Annotated in this window: 20 protein-coding genes; 5 read left to right on the top strand and 15 right to left on the bottom strand. The window is 66.6% G+C overall.

Going from position 1 to position 23,813, the window contains the following annotated elements; translation table 11 throughout:
* Positions 1 to 11 precede the first annotated feature (11 nt).
* The 10 genes from odhB to NPJ82_RS03435 form a co-directional block, all read right to left on the bottom strand.
* Entirely contained in the window at positions 12 to 1,244 is a 1,233-nt protein-coding gene (gene odhB, locus NPJ82_RS03480; RefSeq protein WP_112382033.1) for a 2-oxoglutarate dehydrogenase complex dihydrolipoyllysine-residue succinyltransferase, read from the bottom strand.
* A 100-nt stretch (positions 1,245 to 1,344) separates the two neighbouring features.
* Positions 1,345 to 4,323, bottom strand: coding sequence for a 2-oxoglutarate dehydrogenase E1 component (locus NPJ82_RS03475; protein WP_205411578.1), 2,979 nt, complete (start codon positions 4,321 to 4,323; stop codon positions 1,345 to 1,347).
* A gap of 107 nt (positions 4,324 to 4,430) precedes the next feature.
* The gene (sucD, locus tag NPJ82_RS03470) at positions 4,431 to 5,315 is read right to left on the bottom strand and encodes a succinate--CoA ligase subunit alpha (RefSeq protein WP_112382031.1); all 885 of its coding nucleotides are present in this window, start codon (positions 5,313 to 5,315) and stop codon (positions 4,431 to 4,433) included.
* A gap of 82 nt (positions 5,316 to 5,397) precedes the next feature.
* Positions 5,398 to 6,360 carry a malate dehydrogenase gene (gene mdh / locus NPJ82_RS03465; protein ID WP_112382030.1) on the bottom strand — a complete coding sequence of 321 codons (963 nt, stop codon included), beginning with the start codon at positions 6,358 to 6,360 and terminating at the stop codon, positions 5,398 to 5,400.
* A gap of 202 nt (positions 6,361 to 6,562) precedes the next feature.
* A complete protein-coding gene (gene zapE / locus NPJ82_RS03460) occupies positions 6,563 to 7,684 on the bottom strand; it encodes a cell division protein ZapE (RefSeq protein WP_342658370.1) in 1,122 nt (373 codons plus the stop codon).
* A 128-nt stretch (positions 7,685 to 7,812) separates the two neighbouring features.
* Positions 7,813 to 8,592 (bottom strand): succinate dehydrogenase iron-sulfur subunit, encoded by a 780-nt coding sequence (locus tag NPJ82_RS03455; RefSeq protein ID WP_149682188.1) that lies wholly within the window; start codon positions 8,590 to 8,592, stop codon positions 7,813 to 7,815.
* Between the two features lie 155 nt (positions 8,593 to 8,747).
* Positions 8,748 to 9,326, bottom strand: coding sequence for an ATP-dependent Clp protease proteolytic subunit (locus tag NPJ82_RS03450; RefSeq protein ID WP_112382028.1), 579 nt, complete (start codon positions 9,324 to 9,326; stop codon positions 8,748 to 8,750).
* Between the two features lie 185 nt (positions 9,327 to 9,511).
* On the bottom strand, positions 9,512 to 10,423 hold the full coding sequence (locus NPJ82_RS03445; RefSeq protein WP_342658369.1) for a glycoside hydrolase: 912 nt from the start codon (positions 10,421 to 10,423) through the stop codon (positions 9,512 to 9,514).
* A 63-nt stretch (positions 10,424 to 10,486) separates the two neighbouring features.
* Positions 10,487 to 10,879 (bottom strand): hypothetical protein, encoded by a 393-nt coding sequence (locus NPJ82_RS03440; RefSeq protein WP_342658368.1) that lies wholly within the window; start codon positions 10,877 to 10,879, stop codon positions 10,487 to 10,489.
* A gap of 51 nt (positions 10,880 to 10,930) precedes the next feature.
* Positions 10,931 to 11,992 carry an SDR family oxidoreductase gene (locus NPJ82_RS03435; protein WP_342658367.1) on the bottom strand — a complete coding sequence of 354 codons (1,062 nt, stop codon included), beginning with the start codon at positions 11,990 to 11,992 and terminating at the stop codon, positions 10,931 to 10,933.
* Between the two features lie 102 nt (positions 11,993 to 12,094).
* Between NPJ82_RS03435 and NPJ82_RS03430 the strand changes: the two genes are divergently transcribed.
* The gene (locus NPJ82_RS03430) at positions 12,095 to 12,475 is read left to right on the top strand and encodes a helix-turn-helix domain-containing protein (RefSeq protein WP_342658366.1); all 381 of its coding nucleotides are present in this window, start codon (positions 12,095 to 12,097) and stop codon (positions 12,473 to 12,475) included.
* A 16-nt stretch (positions 12,476 to 12,491) separates the two neighbouring features.
* Here NPJ82_RS03430 and NPJ82_RS03425 read toward each other — a convergent pair whose 3' ends face one another.
* The 4 genes from NPJ82_RS03425 to sdhC form a co-directional block, all read right to left on the bottom strand.
* Positions 12,492 to 12,995, bottom strand: coding sequence for a hypothetical protein (locus NPJ82_RS03425; protein WP_342658365.1), 504 nt, complete (start codon positions 12,993 to 12,995; stop codon positions 12,492 to 12,494).
* Between the two features lie 221 nt (positions 12,996 to 13,216).
* Positions 13,217 to 15,022, bottom strand: coding sequence for a succinate dehydrogenase flavoprotein subunit (sdhA, locus tag NPJ82_RS03420; RefSeq protein ID WP_342658364.1), 1,806 nt, complete (start codon positions 15,020 to 15,022; stop codon positions 13,217 to 13,219).
* Complete coding sequence (gene sdhD / locus NPJ82_RS03415; protein ID WP_112382022.1) at positions 15,022 to 15,405, bottom strand: succinate dehydrogenase, hydrophobic membrane anchor protein; 384 nt, start codon at positions 15,403 to 15,405, stop codon at positions 15,022 to 15,024. Before sdhD ends, sdhA begins: the two co-directional genes overlap by 1 nt.
* Entirely contained in the window at positions 15,405 to 15,818 is a 414-nt protein-coding gene (gene sdhC, locus NPJ82_RS03410; RefSeq protein WP_112382021.1) for a succinate dehydrogenase, cytochrome b556 subunit, read from the bottom strand. The genes sdhD and sdhC overlap by 1 nt, the downstream gene beginning before the upstream one ends.
* Positions 15,819 to 16,008: 190 nt before the next feature.
* Between sdhC and NPJ82_RS03405 the strand changes: the two genes are divergently transcribed.
* The 4 genes from NPJ82_RS03405 to NPJ82_RS03390 are packed head-to-tail and all read left to right on the top strand — an operon-like array spanning position 16,009 to position 20,450.
* Positions 16,009 to 17,370, top strand: a complete 1,362-nt coding sequence (locus NPJ82_RS03405) for a methyl-accepting chemotaxis protein (RefSeq protein ID WP_342658363.1) — start codon at positions 16,009 to 16,011, stop codon at positions 17,368 to 17,370.
* Positions 17,371 to 17,396: 26 nt separating this feature from the next.
* The gene (locus tag NPJ82_RS03400; protein WP_342658362.1) at positions 17,397 to 18,764 is read left to right on the top strand and encodes a methyl-accepting chemotaxis protein; all 1,368 of its coding nucleotides are present in this window, start codon (positions 17,397 to 17,399) and stop codon (positions 18,762 to 18,764) included.
* Between the two features lie 32 nt (positions 18,765 to 18,796).
* Positions 18,797 to 19,504 carry an SDR family oxidoreductase gene (locus tag NPJ82_RS03395; protein WP_342658361.1) on the top strand — a complete coding sequence of 236 codons (708 nt, stop codon included), beginning with the start codon at positions 18,797 to 18,799 and terminating at the stop codon, positions 19,502 to 19,504.
* A 10-nt stretch (positions 19,505 to 19,514) separates the two neighbouring features.
* A complete protein-coding gene (locus NPJ82_RS03390) occupies positions 19,515 to 20,450 on the top strand; it encodes a 50S ribosomal protein L11 methyltransferase (protein WP_342658360.1) in 936 nt (311 codons plus the stop codon).
* 221 nt (positions 20,451 to 20,671) lie between these two features.
* On the opposite strand, the gene NPJ82_RS03385 is transcribed toward NPJ82_RS03390, so the two are convergent.
* The gene (locus NPJ82_RS03385) at positions 20,672 to 23,809 is read right to left on the bottom strand and encodes an efflux RND transporter permease subunit (RefSeq protein ID WP_342658359.1); all 3,138 of its coding nucleotides are present in this window, start codon (positions 23,807 to 23,809) and stop codon (positions 20,672 to 20,674) included.
* Between the last annotated feature and the right edge of the window lie 4 nt (positions 23,810 to 23,813).

Raw genomic sequence — 23,813 nt, 5'->3', positions numbered from 1 at the left:
AAGGGTCGTTCTTACAGGTCGATCAGGACGCGCGTCGGGTCCTCGATCGCGTTCTTCAGCGCCACCAGGAAGGTCACCGCCTCGCGACCGTCGATCAGGCGGTGGTCGTAGCTGAGCGCGAGATACATCATCGGGCGCACCACGACCTGGCCGTCCCGCACCACGGGACGCTCCTCGATACGGTGGAGGCCCAGCACCGCCGACTGCGGCGGGTTGATGATCGGGGTCGACATCAGCGAGCCGAACACGCCGCCGTTCGAGATGGTGAAGGTACCGCCCTTCATCTCGTCCATCTTCAGCGTGCCGTCCTTGGCGCGCTTGCCGAAGTCGCCGATCGTCTTCTCGATGCCCGCGACCGTCAGGTTCTGCGCGTCGCGGATCACCGGCACGACCAGGCCGTTCGGGGCCGACACCGCAACCGAGATGTCCGCATAATCGTGATACACGATCTCGTCGCCCTCGATCGAGGCGTTGACGGCCGGGATGTCCTTCAGCGCCATCGTGGCGGCCTTCACGAAGAAGCCCATGAAGCCCAGGCGCACGCCGTGCTTCTTCTCGAACAGATCCTTGTACTTGGCGCGCGCCTCGATCACCGCGGTCATGTCGACGTCGTTGAACGTCGTCAGCATCGCAGCGCTGTTCTGCGCTTCCTTCAGGCGCTTGGCGATCGTCTGGCGGAGGCGGGTCATCTTGACGCGCTCTTCCTTGCGCTCACCCGTTGCAGCCGACGCCTGCGGTGCGGCAGCGGCCGGAGCGGCAGCGGCCTGCGGCTTGTTCTGCGCAGCGGCAGCCACGTCTTCCTTGGTGATGCGGCCGTCCTTGCCGGTACCCTTGATGGTCGAGGGGTCGAGACCATGCTCCAGGATCGCGCGGCGGACCGACGGCGACAGCGCGGCAGGAGAGTCGCCCGCGGGCTCGCTATCGGCCGATGCGCTCGGCGCAGGCGCCGATGCCGGGGTAGCGGTCACCGCAGGCTCCTTGGCCTCCGTCTTCGCAGGGGCCGAACCACCGGCATCGACGGTGGCGATCAGCGCACCGACCTGCACCGTGTCGCCGACCTTCACCGCATGGTCGCCCATCACGCCCGCCACCGGCGAGGGCACCTCGACCGATACCTTGTCGGTCTCCAGGCTCGCGATCGGCTCGTCGACGGCGACCGCATCGCCGGGCTGCTTTAGCCATTCACCCAGGGTCGCTTCGGTGATCGATTCGCCGAGCGTCGGCACCAGAACTTCAGTCGCCATTGTTTCTATCCTTCTGCCCCGGCGCGGCCGGGGGCCCAGTTGCGCAACGATCCCCGGTCAGGTGCTGCGCGGTTCATCTGCTTGCCCGACCGGGCGGCGATCAGCTCGACGGTCCCTGCGTGGGGCGCGAGGCGGTGGTGCCCTCCTCGCCGCGCGTGCGACGGATCTCGTCGCGCACATTGTGGCCCAGCGCATCGGCGACCAGTGCCCCCTGCTCGGCGGTGTGCCGCTTCATCAGGCCCGTGGCGGGCGATGCGGCCGCGGTACGGCCGGCATAACGTGCCCGCTTCACCGACGATCCGGCTGCCGCCAGCGACTCCTCGATCAGCGGCTCGACGAAGAACCAGTAGCCGTTGTTCTTCGGCTCTTCCTGCGCCCACACCACGTCCTGCAGGTTCGGCATGCGCTTCACCCGTTCCGCCAGCGCGTCGCCGGGGAAGGGATAAAGCTGCTCGACACGTACGATCTGCGTGGTCTCGTCGCCCGCCGCATCGCGCGCCTCCAACAGGTCGTACGCCACCTTGCCGGTGCACAGCACCAGCCGCGTCGTCGCCTCGTCGGCGGCGCCATTGGGGTCGGACAGGATACGCCGGAAATGGCTGTCGGACTGGAAGTCCTCCGCCTTCGACACCGCCAGCTTGTGGCGCAGCAGCGACTTGGGCGTGAAGAGCACCAGCGGCTTGCGGAAGTTGCGATGCATCTGGCGGCGCAGCAGGTGGAAGTAGTTGGCCGGCGTGGTCACGTTCGCGACCTGGATGTTGTCGCCCGCGCATGCCTGCAGGAACCGCTCGGGCCGTGCCGAGCTATGCTCCGGACCCTGTCCCTCGTAACCGTGGGGCAGCAGCATCACCAGGCCGTTGGCACGCAGCCACTTGGCCTCGCCGGAGGTGATGAACTGGTCGATCATGATCTGCGCGCCGTTGACGAAGTCGCCGAACTGCGCCTCCCACAGCACCAGCGTCTTCGGATCGGCCAGCGCATAGCCATATTCGAAGCCGAGAACGCCATATTCGGATAGCGGCGAGTCGAGCACCTCGAACCGGCCATGCTCCACCGTCTGGAGCGGCACATATTTGTGCTCGTCGGTCTGGTCGACCCATACCGCGTGGCGCTGCGAGAAGGTACCGCGACCCGAATCCTGCCCCGACAGGCGTACGCCATAGCCTTCCGACAGCAACGAGCCGAAGGCCAGCGCCTCGCCCGTCGCCCAGTCGAAATTCTCGCCCGTGCTGAACATCTGCCGCTTGGCATCCAGCACGCGGGCCAGCGTCTTGTGGATCTGGATGCTGTCGGGAACCGTGGTCAGCGTGCGGCCGATCGCGTCGAACAACTTCTTGTCCAGCCCCGTCTCGACGTTGCGGCGACCCTGGTCACCCTCGCGCGGCGCCGACAGGCCGGACCAGCGCCCGGCGAACCAGTCCGCCTTGTTGGGCTTGTATGCCGCACCCGCCTCGAACTCGCCTTCGAGCAGCGTCGTATACTGCTTGACGTTCTCGTCCAGCCACGCCTGGTCGATCACGCCCTCGCCGATCAGGCGCTTGGCGTAGATGTCGCTGACGCCCGGATGCTGGCGGATTTCCTTGTACATCAGCGGCTGGGTGAAGCCCGGCTCGTCGCCCTCGTTGTGACCGAAGCGGCGATAGCACCACATGTCGATCACGATGTCGCGGTGGAACTTCTGGCGGAATTCCATCGCCATCTTGGTGGCAAAGGTCACCGCCTCGGGATCGTCGCCGTTCACGTGGAAGACGGGCGCCTGAACCCCCTTCGCCACGTCCGACGGATAGGGCGAGGAACGCGCGAACTGCGGGCTGGTGGTGAAGCCCACCTGGTTGTTGATGATGAAGTGGACGCAGCCGCCGGTGTTGTAGCCCCGGATGCCGGAGAAGCCGAGGCATTCCCAGACGATTCCCTGCCCCGCGAACGCCGCGTCGCCGTGGATCAGCACGGGCAGCGAGGCGCTGTGATCCTTCAGGTCGCTGGCGATCGTCTGGATCGCGCGGGTCTTGCCCAGCACGACCGGGTTCACCGCTTCCAGGTGCGACGGGTTGGCGACCAGCGACATGTGCACCTTGTGCCCGTCGAACTCGCGGTCGGTGGAGGTGCCCAGGTGATACTTCACGTCGCCCGAACCGCCGATGTCATCGGGGTTGGCCGAGCCGCCGGCGAACTCGTGGAAGATCACGCGCAGCGGCTTGCCCATCACATTGGCCAGCACGTTCAGGCGGCCGCGATGCGCCATGCCGAACACGATCTCGCGCACGCCGTACTGGCCACCATATTTGATGACCGATTCCAGCGCGGGGATCATGCTCTCGCCGCCATCCAGGCCGAAGCGCTTGGTGCCGACATATTTCTTGCCGAGGAACTTTTCCCACTGTTCGGCCTCGACCACCTTGTTCAGGATGGCCTTCTTGCCGTCGGTGGTGAATTCGATCGCCTTGTTCTGGCCTTCCATCCGCTCCTGCAGGAAGCGGCGCTCCTCGACATCGACGATGTGCATATATTCCAGGCCGACATTGCCGCAGTAGTTCTTGCGCAGCGTGTCGACCAGTTCGCGAACGGTTGCCCATTCGAAGCCCATCGTGCCGCCCAGATAGATCTTGCGGTCGAGGTCGGCGTCGGTGAAGCCGTAATATTCGGTCTTCAGATCCTCGGGCATCTCGCGCTTGGCGAGGCCCAGCGGATCGAGGTTGGCGGCCAGGTGGCCGCGCACCCGGTAGGTGCGGATCAGCAGCTGCGCGCGGATCGCGTCACCGGCCGCCTTGACGATGTCGTCGGTGGAGGGCGCCGCCGCCGCCGGTGCGGCCGGCGCGGCCTTGCCGCCGCGCGCGGGCTTGGGCGCGGGCTCCATCTGCGTGGGATCGAGCCCTGCGGTCAGGTCGTCGGTGGTGGTCAGCGGCCACCGCTTGTTGGTCCAGCTCGGAGCCCCGACACCCTGCTCCAGCCCTTCGAAAAAGCTGCGCCAGCCGCCGTCGACCGACGACTGGTCGGCCTGGTACTTGGCATAAAGCGCCTCAATGAACGCCGGGCTGACGCCGGTGGCGATGTCGCTGAAATCCTGACCTTCGTAGCCCATCGTCATTGTCCTTCTGCCCCTCCCGATCGCGAGGGGGTGATGAGGGCGACAGGTTCCGCGACACCCGCGCCCTTAGGGCCGCCTCCCCGGCGGGGGAGGCGATCACCTTACTTGTTCAGCACCGACAGCAGCGTCGAGCCGAGTTCCGAGGGGCTGGCCGCGACCTTGATCCCGGCCTCTTCCATCGCCGCGATCTTGCTCTCGGCATCGCCCTTGCCGCCCGACACGATCGCGCCGGCATGGCCCATGCGACGGCCCGGAGGGGCGGTGCGACCCGCGATGAAGCCGGCCATCGGCTTGCTCCGACCGCGCTTGGCCTCGTCCTTCAGGAACTGCGCCGCCTGCTCCTCGGCATCGCCGCCGATCTCGCCGATCATGATGATCGACTGCGTCGCCTCGTCGGCGAGGAACAGTTCCAGCACGTCGATGAAGTTCGTGCCGTTGACGGGATCGCCGCCGATGCCGACCGCGGTCGTCTGGCCCAGGCCTGCATTCGACGTCTGGAACACCGCCTCATAGGTCAGCGTGCCGGAGCGCGACACGACGCCGACCGAACCCTGCTTGAAGATCGAACCGGGCATGATGCCGATCTTGCACTCGCCCGGCGTCAGCACGCCGGGGCAGTTCGGGCCGATCAGGCGCGACTTCGAACCCGAAAGCGCGCGCTTCACGCGCACCATGTCCAGCACCGGAATGCCTTCGGTGATCGTCACGATCAGCGGGATCTCGGCGTCGATCGCTTCCAGGATCGAGTCCGCGGCGAAGGGCGGCGGTACGTAGATCACGCTGGCATCGGCACCGGTCTTCGACTTGGCTTCGGCGACTGTGTTGAACACCGGCAGGTCGAGGTGCGTCGTGCCGCCCTTGCCCGGCGTGACGCCGCCGACCATCTGCGTGCCGTAGGCGAGCGCCTGCTGCGTGTGGAACGTGCCGGTTTCACCCGTCATGCCCTGGGTGATGACCTTGGTATTCTTGTTGACGAGGATGCTCATGGGGGCTCCCGTTGGACGTTGCCCCCTTGTTCAAGGGGCTAAAGATGCCCGCGCGTCGACCATCCGCGCGCGGGCGTTGAAATCAGGCCAGCGTGCCGTCGATGCCCTTGCACGCGACCAGCAGTTCCTTGACCGCATCGACCGAGACCTGAAGATTGCCCTTCGCCTCGTCCGACAGCTTGACCTCGACCACCTTCTCGACGCCGTTCGCGCCGATCACCACCGGCACGCCGACATATAGGTCGTCGATGCCGTACTGGCCGGTCAGGTGCGCGGCGGCCGGCAGGATGCGCTTCTGGTCGTACAGATAGGCTTCCGCCATCGCGATGCCGCTGGTGGCGGGCGCGTAATAGGCCGAACCGGTCTTCAGCAGCGCGACGATCTCGCCGCCGCCGCCACGGGTGCGCTTGATGATCTCGTCGACCTTCTCCTTGGTGGAGAAGCCCATCTCGATCAGGTCGCTGACCGGGATGCCGCTGACCGTCGAATATTCCAGCACGGGCACCATGGTGTCGCCGTGCCCGCCCAGCACGAAGGTGTTCACGTCCTTCACCGACACGCCGAACTCGTCGGCGAGGAAGTGGCTGAAGCGTGCCGAGTCGAGCACGCCCGCCATGCCCACGACCTTGTTGTGCGGCAGGCCGGAGAATTCGCGCAGCGCCCACACCATCGCGTCGAGCGGATTGGTGATGCAGATCACGAACGCATCGGGCGCATTCGCGGCGATCCCCTCGCCGACCGCCTTCATCACCTTCAGGTTGATGCCGAGCAGATCGTCACGGCTCATGCCGGGCTTGCGGGCGACACCGGCGGTGACGATGATGACATCGGCCCCCGCGATGTCCGCATAATCGTTCGAACCCTTGATGTTCGCGTCGAAGCCCTCGACCGGGCCGCACTGGGACAGGTCCAGCGCCTTGCCCTGGGGAACGCCTTCGACCACGTCGAACAGCACGATGTCACCGAGACCCTTGAGGGCTGCGAGGTGCGCGAGCGTGCCGCCGATATTGCCGGCGCCGATCAGCGCGATCTTCTTGCGGGCCATTCCAATCCTTCTCCGTGATGGACGTGCGTGATTGGTCATGCGGACTACGCCGATTGCCGGCATGCCGCAACCGCTAAAGCACGCGGTTTCGCATTTTAATTGCAAGTGGTTCGCAAGAGCAATAGGGCGCCAGAGGCGGCAGCGCTACTGGTTTCAACAGGCTCCCTGACTGCCTGGTCCGAGCAGGTGCGCGGCAGGCTCGCTACCGCGTCTCCTCGTCTGCGCCGTGACCCTTGGCCAGATACTCCTCCGACCGCATTTCCTCCAACCGGCTGATCGTACGCTCGAACTCGAAGCGTCCATCCCCGGTTTCGTAAAGATCGGCGGGCTGCGCATCCGCTGCGGCAAGCAGCTTCACCTTGTGTTCGTACAGCGCGTCGATCAGCGCCACGAAGCGCGCCGCCTCGTTGCGATTCTCCGGCCCCAGCTTCGGGATGCCGACCAAAATCACCGTATGAAAACGCCGCGCGATCGCCAGATAGTCCGCCGCGCCCCGCGCCTCGCCGCACAGCCGCTTGAACGAGAACACCGCCACGCCCTTCAGGGCCTTGGGCACCCTGAGCGTCCGGTTGCCCTGCACGGGCAGCTCTTCGGAGGGTACGTGGGCGGCATCCTCCACCGGATAGTCGGTCAGCCGGAAAAAGGCGGCGGACAGTTGCGCGGTCGCCTCCGCCCCGTTCGGCACCAGCCAGGTATCCACCTGCCCCAGCCGGTCGCGCCGGTAATCGGTCGGACCGTTCAGCGCGATCACGTCCATCCGCCCTTCGATCAGCGCGATGAAGGGAAGGAAATGCTCGCGGTTCAGGCCATTCTTGTAGAGGTCGGCCGGCGGACGGTTGGAGGTGGTGACCACCGTCACCCCCGCCTCGATCAGTGCAGTGAACAGGCGCGACAGGATCATCGCGTCCGGGCTGTTCGTCACCATCATCTCGTCGAACGCCAGCAGCCGCGTTTCCTCGGCCAGGGCTGCGGCAACCGGCGCGATCGGCTCGCCGACCTGCTTGGCCCGCTCCCGGCCAATGCGCCCATGCACTTCCAGCATGAACTCGGCGAAATGCACCCGTCGTTTCCGCTCGACCGCGACATGGTCGAAGAACAGGTCCATCAGCATCGATTTGCCGCGCCCGACGCCGCCCCACATATAGACGCCGCGCGGGGCCTGCCCGCCACGACCGGTCAGCCGCGCAAAGAAGCCTCCGCGCGGCGGCCTTTCCAATTGGATTGCCAGGGCATCCAGCCTGGCGGCGGCAGCGGCCTGTTCGGGATCGGGGCGAAGCTCGCCCGCGCCGACCAGGGCTTGATAGGCGGAAAGTACGTCAGGCATGGGGAAACGGTCGCTTCTTCTCCCCTCCCCGTCAGGGGAGGGGTCCGGGGTGGGGCAGTCCCGCAAATGCCGCGCCGGCGGACATGGCCCACCCCACCCTCTTCAGCAGAGGGGTCATCGCAGGCGGATCAGACGATCCGCTCGGCTTCCATCTTCTTGATCTCGGCAATCGCCTTGGCGGGGTTCAGACCCTTGGGGCAGACGTTCGCGCAGTTCATGATCGTGTGGCAACGATACAGGCGGAACGGGTCCTCCAGCTCGTCGAGACGCTCGCCGTTCATTTCGTCACGGCTGTCCGCCAGCCAGCGATAGGCCTGAAGCAGGATCGCCGGCCCCAGGAACTTGTCCGAATTCCACCAATAGCTCGGGCAGGAGGTCGAGCAGCAGGCGCACAGGATGCACTCGTACAGACCATCGAGCTTCGCGCGGTCGGCGGGCGACTGCAGCCGCTCCTTGCCCGCAGGCTCCGGCGTCACGGTTTGCAGCCAGGGCTGGATCGAGGCGTATTGCGCATAGAAGTGCGTGAAGTCCGGCACCAGGTCCTTGACCACGTCCATGTGCGGCAGCGGGGTGATGCGCACCTCGCCCTTCACATCCTCGATCGCGGTGGTGCATGCCAGGCCGTTACGCCCGTCGATGTTCATCGCGCACGAACCGCAAATGCCCTCGCGGCACGAACGGCGGAAGGTCAGCGACGAATCCTGCTCGCCCTTCATCTTGATGAGCGCGTCCAGCACCATCGGGCCGCACTCGTCCAGATCGATCTCGAACGTGTCGTACCGCGGGTTCTGCCCCGAATCGGGGTCGTAGCGATAGACCTTGAACTTCTTGATGCGGCCGGTGGTGGTCGCCTTGTGCGTTTCGCCCTTCTTGATGACGCTGTTCTTGGGCAGGGCAAATTCAGCCATGGGTTCGATGTCCGCTGATGGGCCGACCAGATCGCCGGCAAGGATCGTGCCTGCCCGATACATGACCGGCGCGCAGGCCGCAAATGTCTTGACAGCGAAAAATATGCCGATCGCGGCTGGCGAGCGCCCGGAAACCGCAGACGCCCGCCCGGTCGTCAGATCACGTCGAGCACCAGGCCCAGGTCACGTGCTTCCTCGGCATCGATATACCAGTTCGCCACCGCCTTTTCGCGGATCGTCTCGAAATCCACCCGCGATCCGGCGACGATCGCGCGGAAGCCCTCTTCCTGGATCATGATCGAATGCTCGATCTCGTGGAGCTTGGCCTTCAACACCGCGGGCAGCGTGGTCAGCGGCCCCTTCAGGTCGACCGCGGCGTTCATCTGCCGCTCGTGCAGCATAAGCCGGGTGTTGCGGGTCAGGAAGCGCTTGTCCACCGGGAAGGCGGACATGAACGTCGCGCCCGCCGAATACACCGCTACCTTGCCCAGGAACAGCGTCTCGCGCCCGGTATAGTCGCGCAGCAGGCGGATCGAGTCGCCCATCGCCCGCGCCATTTCCGGGTCGCCGCCCAGCGTGGTGATCGACACGACCAGCGGCCCCTCGCCGGCCGAGGCGGCGGCGAGTTGCTGCTTGAACGTCGCGTACATCGCGTCGTCGACGGGTCCGTGCAGTTGGATCTGCGGGACGGCGAGAGCCGGATAGTTCACGGCGTTATTCGGGTGCTGGTCCATGGCGCGAGCGAACAAGCGATCAGGGTCATCAGTTCCACGTCGGAGGCGCGCATCGGACCTGTACGATCGGACACGCGAGAGGGCACCCAAAGACCTATGGCGCGCAAGCCTTTGATGGACCAGCTTATCGGCATCGCGATGAACACGGCCGTGCACCTCGGGCAACCGGAAAGAAGCGGCCTCGATCAGCACTCTTCGGCGGTAAAGGCCGGCGCCGGCCCCGGCGGCACGCGCGCAGGATGCTCGAAGAACAGGTCCGCGGTCAGCCGGTGGCGATCACCATATACTTCGCGCAGCACGTCCGACAGCGCGGGATCATATCGGCGCAGGTCCGCGTCCGACAATACCGTCACCGCGCCGAAACGCGCCACCATGTTGGAGTTAAACCAGTATTGGGTGCCCTCCGCCCAATATTCATGCACCGTGGTCGATCCATATTCACCCTTCCACAACCCCGCCGCCATCGCCGCGGCATAGGCCCGCTCCACCCGCTGATACAGCAGCGGGTCCACCTGCTCGACCGCGTTGAGGATGGCGTGGCTGAATTCGTGAACGAAGATATTCTCGCCATAATAAGACGTGCCCGGGATCGCGAGCAGGTTTTCCGTCGCGCCGGAGGTCAGCATACCGCCCATCCCCCGCGCGCGACCGTTCCAATATTGCGCATCGGTCAATGCCCCGATGCGCACATCGTAATGCTTGCGCTCGCACCGGGTCAGCGCAGGGTCGTCGCGTTCCGGCTTCTTCCAATCGCGCTGTTCGGGAAGATCGGTCGTGCCCTCTTCGGTCGCCATGATCGCGATGCGCAGGCCACGCGCGATCATCCAGTGCCGCAGGTCGGGCCGTTCGGTCAGCATGTCTTCAACGATGTCACGCGCGAATAGCAACGCCACAGACGGCACCTTGTGCGACGCCGCGATCGGAATGCCATGCGCATCGAGATAGCGTGTGTAAAAGGGGTCGAGCTTCAGCGCAGCCGGCGGCTTGCCGATCATGGCGGCGGCATAATCGGGCAATGTATGGGCGGGATCGGCAGGGGTCTGCGCCACCGCTTGGCTGGCCAACAGCATGGCGATCATCGCACCCGGCGTCTTCATTATGCCTCCCCTTCGTAGATAATATACGAATAGGTCAGCTAGCCCAATTCTGCAATGCGGGCGTCAGGCCATCGCCATCATCACACCGGCCGAGGCAAGCGCACCCGCAAACACCGCCTTGGCCTTCGGCGCCGCTTGCGCACAGCGCGGCAGCGTCGCCACCCGCCGGGGATCACGCAACAGGTCGATCAGCAGTTCGACATCGGTCTGCGAGCCGAAGGGACAGTCGCGGCACGGCGTCCGGTCCAGGCATTGCTCGCCCAGCCGCAGCACGCTGTCGATCACCGGCGCCAGCATGTCGTGGCCGATCGGTGCAAGCAATGCGTGGAGCGGGGGCAACACCGGGCGATCCGCCGCGCGCGCCGCGCGCCACACCGCTACCGCCCGCACGATCGTCTCCGCCGCAATTGGCGATGCGGCAAGACGATCGACTGTGACGGATGCTGCGACACGCATGGCCTTCTCCTTGAAGGCCAAGAGTAGCGCTAATGAGAATCCATTGCAACTCTACGGGATCAACCGATCCGCCCGCAAACGGTCGAACAAGGCGAAGAACGCATCATCCGTCGGCTGATAGCCGGTGAAGCCCAGCCGCCGGCTCTTCGACATGTCGGTCACCACCTCGATCGGGCGACCGAGGTCGGCATCGCTATGCCAGGGCGAGGCCAGCCGCGACAGGTTCGGCTCGATCAGCTGGTGCCGCACCGCGATCTCCCGCCACGTCTGCGCATCGCCAGCCATCTGCGTCTCCAGCGGCCGGACGACGCCGTCGAACGGCGCCGGCTTGATCCCGAACCATGCGGCGATACGGCCCCACATCCATTCCCAGCGGAAGACGTCGCCATTGACCACGTTGAACGCCTCGTCATGTGCCGCGGGCGTCTCCACCGCCCAGAGCAGATGGCGGGCAAGCTGGCCCGCATCGGTCATGTCGGTCAGCCCATGCCACTGCGCGGCCGATCCCGGAAAGACGAATGGCCGCCCGGTTTCGCGGCACAGCGTGGCATGCACCGCCAGCGTCGTCCCCATGTTCATCGCATTGCCGACCGCTTTGCCGATCACCGTGTGCGGCCGGTGCACGCTCCAGGTGAAGCCGTCGCGTGCCGCCGCGGCGAACAGTTCATCCTCCTGCGCATAATAGAAGTTCTCGACATCCAGCCGCCCCTGCTCCTCGCGGAACGGCGTTTGCGGCAACGTACCTTTGCCGTAAGCCTCGAACGGCCCCAGATAGTGCTTGAGCCCGGTGACCAGCGCGACATGCCGCGGCCCGGTGGCGGGCGTCAGGCCATGCAGCAGGTTGCGCACCATCGCGGCATTGACGCAGATATTCTCCGCCTCGCTGTCCTGCCGCGCCCAGGTGGTGATGAACACCGCATCGGGCACGATGTCGGCCAGCGCCGCACGCGTGTTCGCCGCATCGTGCAGGTCTGCGACGACGGGCCGGACGCCGTCCTGGGCCACGGGTCGGCGTGCCAGTCCGTGCACGGTCCATCCCTGCTCTGCCAGCAATGCCGCCACCGCACCGCCGACAATCCCGCTCGCCCCTACCACCAACGCCGTTTTCGCCATGATCTTCGCACCTTGATCGTTCAAAGATCACAGCTAGGCGTCGCCGGTCGCAGCTTCTAGACGGCACCAAACAGGAACCTAGTCACCAAAAGGTAACCACCCATGCGCCCCGGATCGAACGACGAGGAATGGCGGGAGGACTGCGCCCCGCGCCGCGTGCTGGCGCTGTTCGCGACCAAATGGACCAGCATGATCCTCCACGTGCTCCACGCCCGCCACGCCGGCGCGGCCCGCACCGGCGTCCTCCACCGCAGCCTGCCCGGCATTTCCAAGAAGATGCTGACCCAGACGCTGCGCGAGATGGAAGATACCGGCCTGTTGACCCGTCATGTCGAAAGCGTCGTGCCGCCGGCGGTCGAGTACCGCCTCACCCCCCTCGGCACCCGCTTCGTCGAGCCGGTCGAACTGCTCTACGCCTGGGCGCGCACCAACCCCGAAGCCCTCGACCAGCTCGCCCCCCGCCCCACCGCCCGGCGCGTCTGACGCTCTCCCCCGCCCGCTATTTCTGCGGATCGGCCGGCTTGCGCCAGACTTCGATGCGCAGCCCGGGTTCCGGCGTTTTGAAAACGTCCATCGGGATGGCAAACCCCTTCGCGTTCCATTGGAGCGAATATTCCAGATCGCCCGCCTGAGGACCCGAGGATTTGGAGGGCTCGCCGCTCGGAGGCCCGAGGAGCGCGGTGACCGCCTCGACATAGCGCGCGGATGGCTGGTCCGTTTTGGACATCACCCAGCAGCGCATCTGGGCGGCCGGATCGAACAGGGGCATCATCGCACCACTACCCGCCTTGCGATACGTGGTCATACCGTTGCCCGACGGCAGTGCCTTGTCCGCCGCCCACCCCGCCGCCTCCAGCTTTGCGCTGACGCCATCCGCCTTGATGCAGTCGTCCAGCGCCTCGGCGACCTGCTGTGGCGAAGCGGTGGGGATCGTCGCCAGACCGTTCTGCATCGCCCAAGCCGACGTGCCACCGGCCGCGAAAAGGCAGAGCGTGACCGCCACCGCCCGATTCGCCAGCCTAAATGCCTCTGCCCCCATTGCATTTCCTCCCCACTGCCATTCCGGCACGCAGGGCATGATAAACCGGTCGGCGAGGGGCCGGGATATGCATCTTTTTACCGCGGGGTGCGCCCGCAGGAACAGCGATCACGGGCGTTGGATATGCAAAAACGCCCGCCCGGTTTCCCAGGCGGGCGCTTGCAGCCCGTGAAGATGGCGCAGGGTCAGTAAACGCGCTTCTTCGGCTTGATATAGTCGATATCGTCGGTCAGCGTGTAGTCGTGGACCGGGCGATAATCGATCGCGGTCGCACCGCCCTTGCCGCCCCAGCCGTTGAACGTGGTGATCGTGTGCTTCATCCAGTTCGCGTCGTCGCGCTCTGGGAAGTCCTCGTTCACATGCGCGCCGCGGCTTTCCTTGCGGTTCAGCGCCGACTCCATGGTCACCACCGCCTGCGACACCAGATTGTCGAGCTCCAGCGTCTCGATCAGGTCGGTGTTCCAGATCAGCGAGCGATCCTTGATGCCGACATCCTGCATCCGGTTATAGGTGCCGCGGATCTTCTCGCGACCCTCGGTCAGCAGTTCGTCGGTACGGAACACCGCGCAGTGACGCTGCATGGTCTTTTGCATTTCCGAACGGATCTCCGCGGTCGGCGAGCCGCCGGCGGCGTTGCGGAAATGGTCGAGACGGCCGAGCGACAGTTCCTCCGAGCCCTTGGGCAGCGGATTGTGCGGCGTGTTCGGCTTCAACTGGTCCTTGATGCGCAGGCCCGTCGCCCGGCCGAACACCACGAGGTCGATCAGCGAGTTGGAGCCCAGACGGTTGGCGCCGTGCACCGATACGCACGCCGCCTCGCCCACCGCGAACAGGCCCGGGACGATCGAGTCCGGGTTGCCGTCCCGCAGGCGCACGACCTCGCCGTGATAGTTGGTCGGGATGCCGCCCATGTTATAATGGACGGTCGGCGTCACCGGCAGCGGCTGGCGCGTCAGGTCGACACCGGCAAAGATCTTGCCCGTCTCGGTGATGCCCGGCAGCCGCTCGTGCAGCACCTTGGGATCGATATGATCCAGGTGCAGGTGGATATGGTCGCCTTCCTTGCCGACGCCGCGGCCTTCGCGCATCTCCATCGCCATCGAGCGCGACACGACGTCGCGGCTGGCGAGGTCCTTGGCGGACGGGGCATAGCGCTCCATGAAGCGCTCGCCCTCGGAGTTGGTCAGGTAGCCGCCCTCGCCGCGCGCGCCCTCGGTGATGAGCACGCCCGCGCCGTAGATGCCGGTCGGGTGGAACTGCACGAACTCCATGTCCTGCAGCGCGATGCCGGCGCGCAACGCCATGCCGCCGCCGTCGCCGGTGCAGGTATGCGCCGAGGTGGCGGAGAAGTAGCAGCGGCCATAGCCGCCCGTCGCCAGCACCACGTTATGCGCGCGGAAACGGTGGATCGATCCGTCTTCCATGCACAGCGCGATCACGCCGCGGCACGCGCCGCTCTCGTCCATGATCAGGTCGAGCGCGAAATATTCGACGTAGAAATCCGCGTCATACTTCAGCGACTGCTGGTACAGCGTGTGCAGCATGGCGTGACCGGTACGGTCGGCCGCGGCGCAGGTGCGCTGCGCGGGCGGCCCCTCGCCCATATTCTGCATCATGCCGCCGAACGGGCGCTGGTAGATGCGGCCCTCGTCGGTGCGGCTGAAGGGCATGCCGGCATGCTCCAGCTCGTACACCGCGGCGGGTGCCTCGCGGCACAGATATTCGATCGCGTCCTGGTCGCCGAGCCAGTCGGAGCCCTTGACGGTATCGAACATGTGCCAGGTCCAGTGGTCCGGACCCATGTTGCCGAGCGAGGCGGCGATGCCGCCCTGCGCCGCGACCGTGTGGCTGCGGGTCGGGAACACCTTGGTGATGCACGCGGCCTTCAGGCCCGCCTCGGCGATGCCCATGGTGGCGCGCAGGCCCGATCCGCCGGCGCCGACCACTACCGCGTCATAGGTGTGGTCGATGATCTTGTAGGCAGCAGGCATTACGCAGCGGCTCCAAAGGCGATCTTGAGAACGGAGAAGATGGCGACCGATGCGGTCACCGCGGTGAACACGTTGAGGGCGACAAGCGCGGCAACGCGGCTCTCGTCATGCTGGTAATCCTCGATCACCACCTGCAACCCCATGCGGAAGTGGGAGAAGACCGACAGGACGAGCAGGATCATCGGGATCGCGACCCACGCGCTCGACAGCCACATGCGCATCGATTCGTAATCGAATGCGGGCTGGCGCAGGATCGACACGAGCAGCCACACTAGCAGCAGGAAGTTCGATCCCGCGGTCAGCCGGTGGTGAAACCAATGCTTGGCGCCCTGCTTGGACGAACCCAGACCGCGCACGCGGCCGATGCTGGTTCCCGAACGCATCACTTGATGATCCCCAGATAGAGCCAGAACAGCACGGTCAGCGTCACCGACGCGACCATGGTCAGCACGGCATAACGCTTGTTGGTCTTCAGCTCGAACCCCGCGCCCAGGTCGAGTACCAGGTGGCGGATGCCCGTCATCATGTGCTGGAACAGGCAGGCGGTCAGGCCGATGCCGATGACATAGCCGATGATGTTCAGATTGCCGGCATCCGTCGTGAACACGTCGCGGAACGTCGCATAGCTCTCGGCTCCGCCCGCGATCGCGGCCAGAAACCAGACGAGCAGCGCGGTGCCGACGGTCGCCATGCCCGACCCGGTCGCGCGGTGGAGGATGGAGACCAGCATGTGCGGGCCCCAGCGCCAGATCTGGAGGTGGGGCGATAGCGGGCGGGCGGGGTTGCGGGAAGCCAAGGGCAGGTCCTCAGAGCAGTCGATGTCCGGATGATCGCAAACGCCTATGAGGCGAGCGCCCGCGCGATGCAACCCAAGAGCGCATTGCAAGGCCTGGCACCCGGTACCGGTCCGCCGGCGCTACGTTCCTCTAACCGCGCCTTAACCTGTTGGCGGCATATGGATCAACGATCAACAGGGGGATCATTCCTTGGACCATATCGACCTTCCGGCGCCGACCACGATTGCCGCCACCATCGATCTTGATGCGCGGATTCGCGCGTTCGACGGCGGCGACGGCAATCTGCGCCGTCAGGCAGCCGAGTTGTGGGAACTGGTCGAGCCGCGCATCGACGACATCGTCGAGGCATATTGGGAGCATTGGCGCCGCGCCCATCCCGGTGAGCCCGAGTGGACGGTGCTGGACCGCGAACGCCGGGTGGTCGCCGGCCGCGCCTATCTGCGCAATCGCCTGTGCAATCTCAGTGGTCGCGAATGGGTCGAGTCGCTCGAACGCTCGGTGGCCTCGGCCTATGCCAAGGGCGTGTCGACCATGGAGGTGCTCGCCATGTCCTGTGCCAGCGACCGTGCGCTGCTGGCCGCATTGATCGAGCAACTGCCCGTGGGCGATCCCCGGATGCAGCCCGCGATGCATACGCTTCTTCGCCTGTTCGGCATGGAAACCGAACTGACGGTCGAGCTGTTCGCCGGCTTTGCCGCACATACCGCGCAACGTTCGCGCGAACGGCTGGCGGTCGATTTCCAGGGGGGTATCGCCTCCATGGTCGATTCGGCGACGATCGACGGGCAGGATCTCCGCTCCCAGGCGCAGAACGCCTCCACCGCGACGCGCGGCATGCTGGGCAAGTCGAGCGAAGTCGCCGCCGCGGCCGAGCAGTCCGCGGTCGCCATGCGCGAGGCGGCACAGACCGCCGCCGGCCTGATCCGCGCGATCGAGGATGCCCGCTCCGAGGTGGAGGCTGCCGCCGAGATCGCCACCCGTGCCTCCGCTCAGGCGAGCCAGGCGGTGGGCATGTCGGAAACCCTCTCCGATCACGCCAAGTCGATCGAATCGATCCTGGGGCTGATCCGCGACATCGCCGGCCAGACCAACCTCCTGGCGCTCAATGCCACCATCGAGGCGGCGCGCGCCGGCGATGCGGGCCGCGGCTTTGCCGTCGTCGCACAGGAGGTGAAGAGCCTCGCCAGCCAGACCGCGCGCGCCACCGACGACATCGCCGCCAAGATCGCCGCGATCCAGGCGGCGACCCGCTCCACCGTGGACACCAACGCCTCGATCAAGGCGACCGTGGCGGAGGTTCAGGAATCGGCCGAGCGGATCCGCTACGCCATGGAGGCGCAGGCCGGCACCGTCACTGCCATCACCGCCGCAGTGGATGAAACCGCACTCGCCGCCGATTCCATGTCCAACACCATTGCCGCGATCCGCGAGGATACCGAAAGCGTCGCGGACGAGATCGACGCGGTCGGCCGCGGCTTCGACATGCTCGATGGCCGGCTGGGCGATCTGAAGTCGAGCGCGGACCGTTTCATCGCCCGCGTCGCCGCCTGACCCGCACCGGCCCGGAAAAGCAGCAGATGGCAAAGCAAGAGATTGCGGTCGGAACCTGGAGCAGCGCCGAGGAATCCACCTCGGCGATCATGCGCAACTATGACTGGGACAACAGCGTCACCTCCACCTGTGCGGAGATCATGTCGCTGTTGACGGACGAGGACATCGACACGATCTCCCGGACCTTCTGGGATCATTATCTCGGTCAGGCCGAGTTGCGCGACCGGCGCTCGGTCCTGACGCCCGATCGGCTGCGCGACCGCATCGCCAGCAGCGCGCGCTACATTCGCGAGAAATATGACCGTCCGTTCGACCAGACATGGCTGGACATGGCGGTGGACTACGCGATGCACGCACGCGACAGCGGCGTGTCGCTGCGCACGCTGATGAACGCGCTCAACTATTCGCAAAGCCGCACCATGCATGCGCTGGAACAGCGGGTGAAGGGCGACAGCGCGCGCATGTGCCGCCTGGCCGACATGACCGCGCGCATCTCGCTGGCAGAGGCGGGCATCATGGCCAGCGCGCTCGGCCGGTCGGATGCGATGCTGTCCAGGGACGCCCGTCACGAACAGGCGGAAGCCTTTCGCCAGACCATCGCCGGGGCGATCGGCAATGCCGCGGCGCGCGGCGACACCTTGCGCGAGCAGGCGAGCCACGCCGCCGGCTCCACCACCCGCATGCTCGGCAAGTCGCATGAGGTGGCGATCGCCGCCGAGCAGTCGGCGCTGGCGATGCGCGAGGCGGCACAGACCGCCGCCGGCCTGATCCGCGCGATGGAGGCCGCGCGCGAGGAAGTGGAAAGCGCCGCCGCGATCACCACCCGCGCCGCGGCGCAGGCGGACGAGGCGGTCGCCCTGTCGGGTGCGCTGTCCGGACACGCCCGCTCGATCGAATCGATCCTGGGGCTGATCCGCGACATTGCCGGCCAGACCAACCTGCTGGCGCTCAACGCCACCATCGAGGCGGCCCGCGCCGGCGATGCGGGTCGCGGCTTTGCCGTCGTCGCGCAGGAGGTGAAGAGCCTCGCCAGCCAGACCGCACGCGCCACCGACGACATCGCCGCCAAGATCGCCGCCATCCAGGCCGCGACCCACGCCACGGTCGAGACCAATGCCTCGATCAAGACCACCGCGGGCGATGCGCTGCTGATCTCGCAGCGGCTGCGCGGGGCGATGGCGGCGCATGCGCAAACCGTGATCTCGATCACCGCCGCGGTGGACGAAACCGCGCTGGCCGCCGATTCCATGTCGGGCAGCATCGCCGCCATTCGCGAGGATACCGAGACGGTTGCCGGCGAGATCGCGGCGCTTGGCGGCGGCTTCCAGGATGTCGACCGCCAGTTGCACGACCTGTGCGCCGCAGCCGAGGTGTTTTCCGCCAGCGTCGGTTGACGCCTCCCCGGCGCTTGCGGCAGGCGGGCGCGATGACCACCATTCTCCTCACCGGCTCCAGCCGCGGCATCGGCGCGGCGATCGCCGACACGCTGTCCGCCGCGAATGCCACCGTTATCGGCCACGGCACCGCAAGCGGGATCGCCGCCGACTTCGCCGATCCCGCCGCGCCCGCCGCCTTGTGGCAGGCCGCGCTGGCCCGCGCCGGCGGCGCGATCGACGTGCTGGTCAACAATGCCGGCGTGTTCGAGGCGGCACCGCTCGACGCTGCGGACTGGTCCAAGCGGTGGGAGCGCACCATGCGCATCAACCTGACCGCCTCGGCCGAACTCTGCCGCCTTGCCGTCCTGCACTGGCAGGAACGCCGCGCCGCCGGATGGCAGGGGGATGCGCGCATCGTCAACGTCGCCAGCCGCGCCGCCTATCGCGGCGACTCGCCCGCCCACTGGCATTATGCCGCGTCCAAGGCGGGCATGGTCGCGATGACCAAGACGATCGCGCGCGGCTATGCAGGTGCGGGCATTCTCGCCTTTGCCGTCTGCCCCGGCTTCACCATGACCGGCATGGCCGACGATTATCTCGCCAGCCGCGGCGGCGACAAGCTGCTGGCCGACATCCCGCTCGGCCGTGTCGCCATGCCGGATGAGATCGCCACCACCGTCCGCTTCCTCGCGCTCGACGCGCCCGCCTCGATGACCGGCGCGGTGCTCGACGTGAACGGCGCCAGCTACGTCCGCTGAAGGAGTTCGCATGAGCTGGAAACTCACCCTCCCCTGCACCCGCGCCGAGGCCGAGGCGATCGACGCCGCCGACGATCTCGGGCTGGACGCGGCCCCCGTGCTGATGACCACCGAAACGGTGGAGGACGATACCGAGACATGGCGCCTCGACGCCTATTTCGAGGATGAGCCGGATGCCGCCGCCATCGCCGCGGTCCGCGCACTGGTACCTAGCGCCAGCGACACCGCGCCCGCGATCGAGGAACTCGGTGACCAGGACTGGGTGACGATGAGCCAGTCGGGCCTGGAGCCGCTGCGCGTCGGCCGCTTCTTCGTCCACACCGGCGCTCATCCCGCCGAAGTGCCGGAGGGCGGCCGCGCCTTTCTGATCGAGGCGGGGCAGGCGTTCGGCACCGGCCATCACGAAACCACCAGCGGTTGCCTCGCGATGCTCGACGCGATGGCGGGCACGCCCGTGTCGAACGCGATCGATGTCGGCACCGGTACCGGCCTCCTCGCCTTTGCGGTGCGGCATCTCTGGCCGGATGCCGCGGTGATGGCGACCGATATCGATCCCATGGCGATCATCGTCACCCGCGAAAATGCGCAGGCCAATGCGATCGACCGCGTGGAGTGCATCGTCGCCGACGGGGCGCTGGATGACGCGATCACCGCCGCGGCGCCTTACGACCTCGTCATCGCCAACATCCTGGCCGGCCCGCTCGTCTCGATGGCGCCCGAACTCGCCGCCATCGCCGCACCCAACGCCACGATCCTGCTCGCCGGCCTGCTGGAGACGCAGCGCGGCGATGTCACCGCCGCCTATGCCGCCTGCGGCTGCACGGTGGAGGCGGTCGACCGCCGCGGCGACTGGAGCGTCCTGCGCCTCATGGCCGGCGCCGAACGCTATGTCCCCGCCGCCCCTTTCGACCCCAAGGGCCGCGACGGCTGGGCACTCGATCTGTAGGCGTCCCGCAGTCGCCGCAAAGAGGCGCCATCCCTTTTTCCCGTTCGTGCCGAGTAGAGATCGAGTAGGCTCGTCAGAGCCGTATCGAGAGCTCGTATCGAGGCATCCTCCGCGCGCGGACCTATCGCTCGTTACACGGCTTTGCCGCTACTCGGCACCTGCTCGGGACGAACGGGTAGCTGAATGATATCTGATCTTAGACTTCATCCAGCACCCGGCCTTCACTCGGCCGGATGCGTCCCCAGCTTGCCCTGCGCACCGGGTAGCGCCGGGGGGTCGCCCGGCCCCTCGATCAGCGGCCCGCCATCGTCGCCCGGACGATAGGTCAGCAGCTTGTGGCCGAGCTTGGGCCCCAGCCACTGCTCCATCCCGATCGCCAGGCTGAACCCCGCCGGCACGATCAGCAGCGTCAGCAGCGTCGACAGGAACAGCCCGCCGATCACCGTCACCGCCATCGGCTGGTTGAACGATCCATCGCCGGTCAGCGACAGCGCGGTCGGGATCATCCCCGCGATCATCGCCACCGTGGTCATCACGATCGGCTGCGCCCGCTTGTGCCCGGCATCCAGGATCGCGGCCAGCGGCGGCACGCCGGCGCGCATCTCCTCCAGCGCGAAGTCGATCAGCAGGATCGAGTTCTTGGCGACGATGCCCAGCAGCATCAGCAACCCGATCAGCACCGGCAGCGACACCGGCATTCCGAACAGGTGGAGCGCCACCGCACCGCCCAGCGGCGCCAGCAGCAGCGAGCCCAGGTTCACGAACGGCGGCATCGCGCGGCGATACAGCAGGATCAGCACCGCCAGCACCAGCATCACGCCCGCGAACACCGCGATCACGAAATTCAGCAGCATTTCCGCCTGCCACTTCGCCTCGCCCGATGCGGCATAATGCACGCCCAGCGGCAGCTTGCTCATATAGGGCAGCTTCAGCACCTTGGCGCGTTCCTCGCCCGCGATCGCGCCGGGCGCCAGGTCCGCGCCGATGATGACGCGGCGTTCCTGGTTGAAGCGCCTGATCTGCGATGGTCCCGCGCCAAAGCCGATATCGGCCACCACGCGCAAGGGGACGGTGCTGCCGCGCGCGGTCTGCACCGGCAGGTTCTGGATCGTCGACAGGTTGCGCCGGCTATAGGGATCGAGCGCGACGCTGATCGGGATCTGCCGGTCGGGCAGCGAGAATTTCGCCGCGTTCTGCGCGATCTCGCCCTGCGTGGCGATACGGATCGTCTGGCTCAGCGCCGCCGTCGTCACGCCCAGGTCGGCGGCAAGGTCCAGGCGCGGCCGGATGACGATCTCGGGCCGCGGCAGATCGCCCTCGACCCGCGGGGAGCGCAGGTTAGGCAGCGCCTTCATCTCCTGCACCAGCCCTTGCGCCGCCTTTTCCAGCGCTTCCGGATCGGAACCGGCCAACATGATGGAAACCGCGCGGCCACCGCCGCCACCGCCGCCGCCACCGAAATTGATCCGCGCATCGGCGATCTTGTTCAGCTCGGCTGCCGTTTCACGCTCGAAATCGGTCGAGGTCCGCACCCGGTCCTTGCGCAGCGTGATCTCCAGGATCGCGCTGCCCGCCTTGATCGTCTCGACCGCGGACTTCACCTCCTGCTGCTGGCGCAGGATGCCCGACACCTGATCGGCCACCGCTTCGGTCTGCTCCAGCGTGGTGCCAGGCACCATGGTGATCGACAAACGGCTGAAATCATTGTCGCGCGGCGGCTGGAAGGTGAAGGGCAGCGTCGCGAACGCGGCGATCGTGGCGACGAACGCCAGCCCGCCCAGCCCCATCGTCTTCCACCGATTGGCCAGCGTCCAGCGCAGCACGCTCATATAGCGGTCCATCGCCGGGCCCTCGCCATGCTCGGCATGGCCATGCGCCTTCAGGAAATAGGCCGCGACCATCGGCGTGATCAGGCGTGCGACCGCCAGGCTCATCAGCACCGCGACGACCACGGTGATGCCGAAATTCTTGAAGAACTGGCCCGCAATGCCCGGCATCAGCCCGACCGGCAGGAACACCGCGACGATCGAGAAGGTGGTCGCGACCACCGCCAGCCCGATTTCGTCGGCCGCATCGATCGATGCCTGATAGGCCGATTTGCCCATCCGCATGTGGCGCACGATATTCTCGATTTCCACGATCGCGTCGTCGACCAGCACGCCCGCGACCAGGCTGAGCGCCAGCAGCGTCATGAAGTTCAGGCTGAACCCCATCAGCGCCATGATCCAGAAGGTCGGGATCGCCGACAGCGGAATGGCGAGCGCCGAGATCAGCGTCGCCCGCTTGTCGCGCAGGAACAGGAACACCACGATCACCGCCAGCACCGCGCCCTCAATCAGCGCGCGGATCGCCTCCCGGTACTGGTGCTTGGTGTAATCGACGCTGGTGAACTGCTCGACGAAGCGGAACTTGGGGTTCTCCTTCTGGATCTTCGCCAATTCCGCCACCGTCGCATCGTACAATGCGACCTCGGACGCGCCGCGCGCGCGCTGGATGCCGAAGCCGACCACCTGGCGCCCGTTCGCCTTGAACAGGCTGGTCTGCTCCAGCGAGGTGTCGCGGATCTCGGCGATGTCGGCCAGGCGCACGGTGCCCGGCTGGCCGTTGCCCAGCGGAATCTGCAACTGCGCCAATTCGCGCGCCGTCTCGGCGCTGCCGACGATGCGCAGCGACTGTTGCGCGCCGCCGATATCGGCCCGGCCGCCTGCCGCGTTCTGGTTGATCGCGCGCAGCGTCTGGTTCACCTGCGCCGCGGTGATGCCCAGTGCCTGCATCCGGCCCGGGTCCAGGATCACGCGCACCGCGCGCTCGACGCCGCCGGTCATCTCCACCTTCTGCATGCCCGGAATACCGAGCAGCCGCTTGACGACCACCGTGTCGACAAAGGCGGACAGTTCTTCCAGCGTCACGTCGGTGCTCGCCACCGACCAGGTCGCGATCGAATCATTGTTGATGATCACGCGGCTGACGTTCGGCTCGATCACGCCGTCGGGCAGTTCGGACCGGACCTGCGCCACCGCGTCGCGCACGTCGGTGACCGCGCGGTCGACCGGCGTGGCGAAGCTGAACTGCACGAAGGTGCCGCTCGATCCTTCGCTGATCGTCGAATTGATCTCGTCCACGCCTTCCAGTCCGCGGATCGCGGCCTCGATGCGCGTGGTGATCTGCGTCTCGATCTCGCTGGGCGCCGCGCCCGGCTGGCTCACCTGCACCCATACCGCCGGAAAGGTGATCTCCGGGCTGTCGTTCACCTGCATGCGGTTGAACGAGATAAGCCCGGCGATCGTCAGCGCCATGAACAGGACGAGCGGGACGACCGGGTTGCGGATCGCCCAGGCGGACATGTTGCGGAAGCCCATGGGA

The organism is Sphingomonas sp. NY01 (genome assembly GCF_038809135.1).
In the GTDB taxonomy this organism is placed as follows: domain Bacteria; phylum Pseudomonadota; class Alphaproteobacteria; order Sphingomonadales; family Sphingomonadaceae; genus Sphingomonas; species Sphingomonas carotinifaciens.
The sequence above is the reverse complement of the archived record's forward strand: the minus strand, read 5'-3'. Positions and strand labels throughout refer to the sequence as shown.

Coding starts and splice junctions, on each gene's coding strand:
- odhB (WP_112382033.1), bottom strand. CDS start 1,244: ATGGCGACTGAAGTTCTGGTGCCGACGCTCGGCGAATCGATCACCGAA.
- NPJ82_RS03475 (WP_205411578.1), bottom strand. CDS start 4,323: ATGGGCTACGAAGGTCAGGATTTCAGCGACATCGCCACCGGCGTCAGC.
- sucD (WP_112382031.1), bottom strand. CDS start 5,315: ATGAGCATCCTCGTCAACAAGAATACCAAGGTCATCACCCAGGGCATG.
- mdh (WP_112382030.1), bottom strand. CDS start 6,360: ATGGCCCGCAAGAAGATCGCGCTGATCGGCGCCGGCAATATCGGCGGC.
- zapE (WP_342658370.1), bottom strand. CDS start 7,684: ATGCCTGACGTACTTTCCGCCTATCAAGCCCTGGTCGGCGCGGGCGAG.
- NPJ82_RS03455 (WP_149682188.1), bottom strand. CDS start 8,592: ATGGCTGAATTTGCCCTGCCCAAGAACAGCGTCATCAAGAAGGGCGAA.
- NPJ82_RS03450 (WP_112382028.1), bottom strand. CDS start 9,326: ATGGACCAGCACCCGAATAACGCCGTGAACTATCCGGCTCTCGCCGTC.
- NPJ82_RS03445 (WP_342658369.1), bottom strand. CDS start 10,423: ATGAAGACGCCGGGTGCGATGATCGCCATGCTGTTGGCCAGCCAAGCG.
- NPJ82_RS03440 (WP_342658368.1), bottom strand. CDS start 10,879: ATGCGTGTCGCAGCATCCGTCACAGTCGATCGTCTTGCCGCATCGCCA.
- NPJ82_RS03435 (WP_342658367.1), bottom strand. CDS start 11,992: ATGGCGAAAACGGCGTTGGTGGTAGGGGCGAGCGGGATTGTCGGCGGT.
- NPJ82_RS03430 (WP_342658366.1), top strand. CDS start 12,095: ATGCGCCCCGGATCGAACGACGAGGAATGGCGGGAGGACTGCGCCCCG.
- sdhA (WP_342658364.1), bottom strand. CDS start 15,022: ATGCCTGCTGCCTACAAGATCATCGACCACACCTATGACGCGGTAGTG.
- sdhD (WP_112382022.1), bottom strand. CDS start 15,405: ATGCGTTCGGGAACCAGCATCGGCCGCGTGCGCGGTCTGGGTTCGTCC.
- NPJ82_RS03400 (WP_342658362.1), top strand. CDS start 17,397: ATGGCAAAGCAAGAGATTGCGGTCGGAACCTGGAGCAGCGCCGAGGAA.
- NPJ82_RS03395 (WP_342658361.1), top strand. CDS start 18,797: ATGACCACCATTCTCCTCACCGGCTCCAGCCGCGGCATCGGCGCGGCG.
- NPJ82_RS03390 (WP_342658360.1), top strand. CDS start 19,515: ATGAGCTGGAAACTCACCCTCCCCTGCACCCGCGCCGAGGCCGAGGCG.
- NPJ82_RS03385 (WP_342658359.1), bottom strand. CDS start 23,809: ATGGGCTTCCGCAACATGTCCGCCTGGGCGATCCGCAACCCGGTCGTC.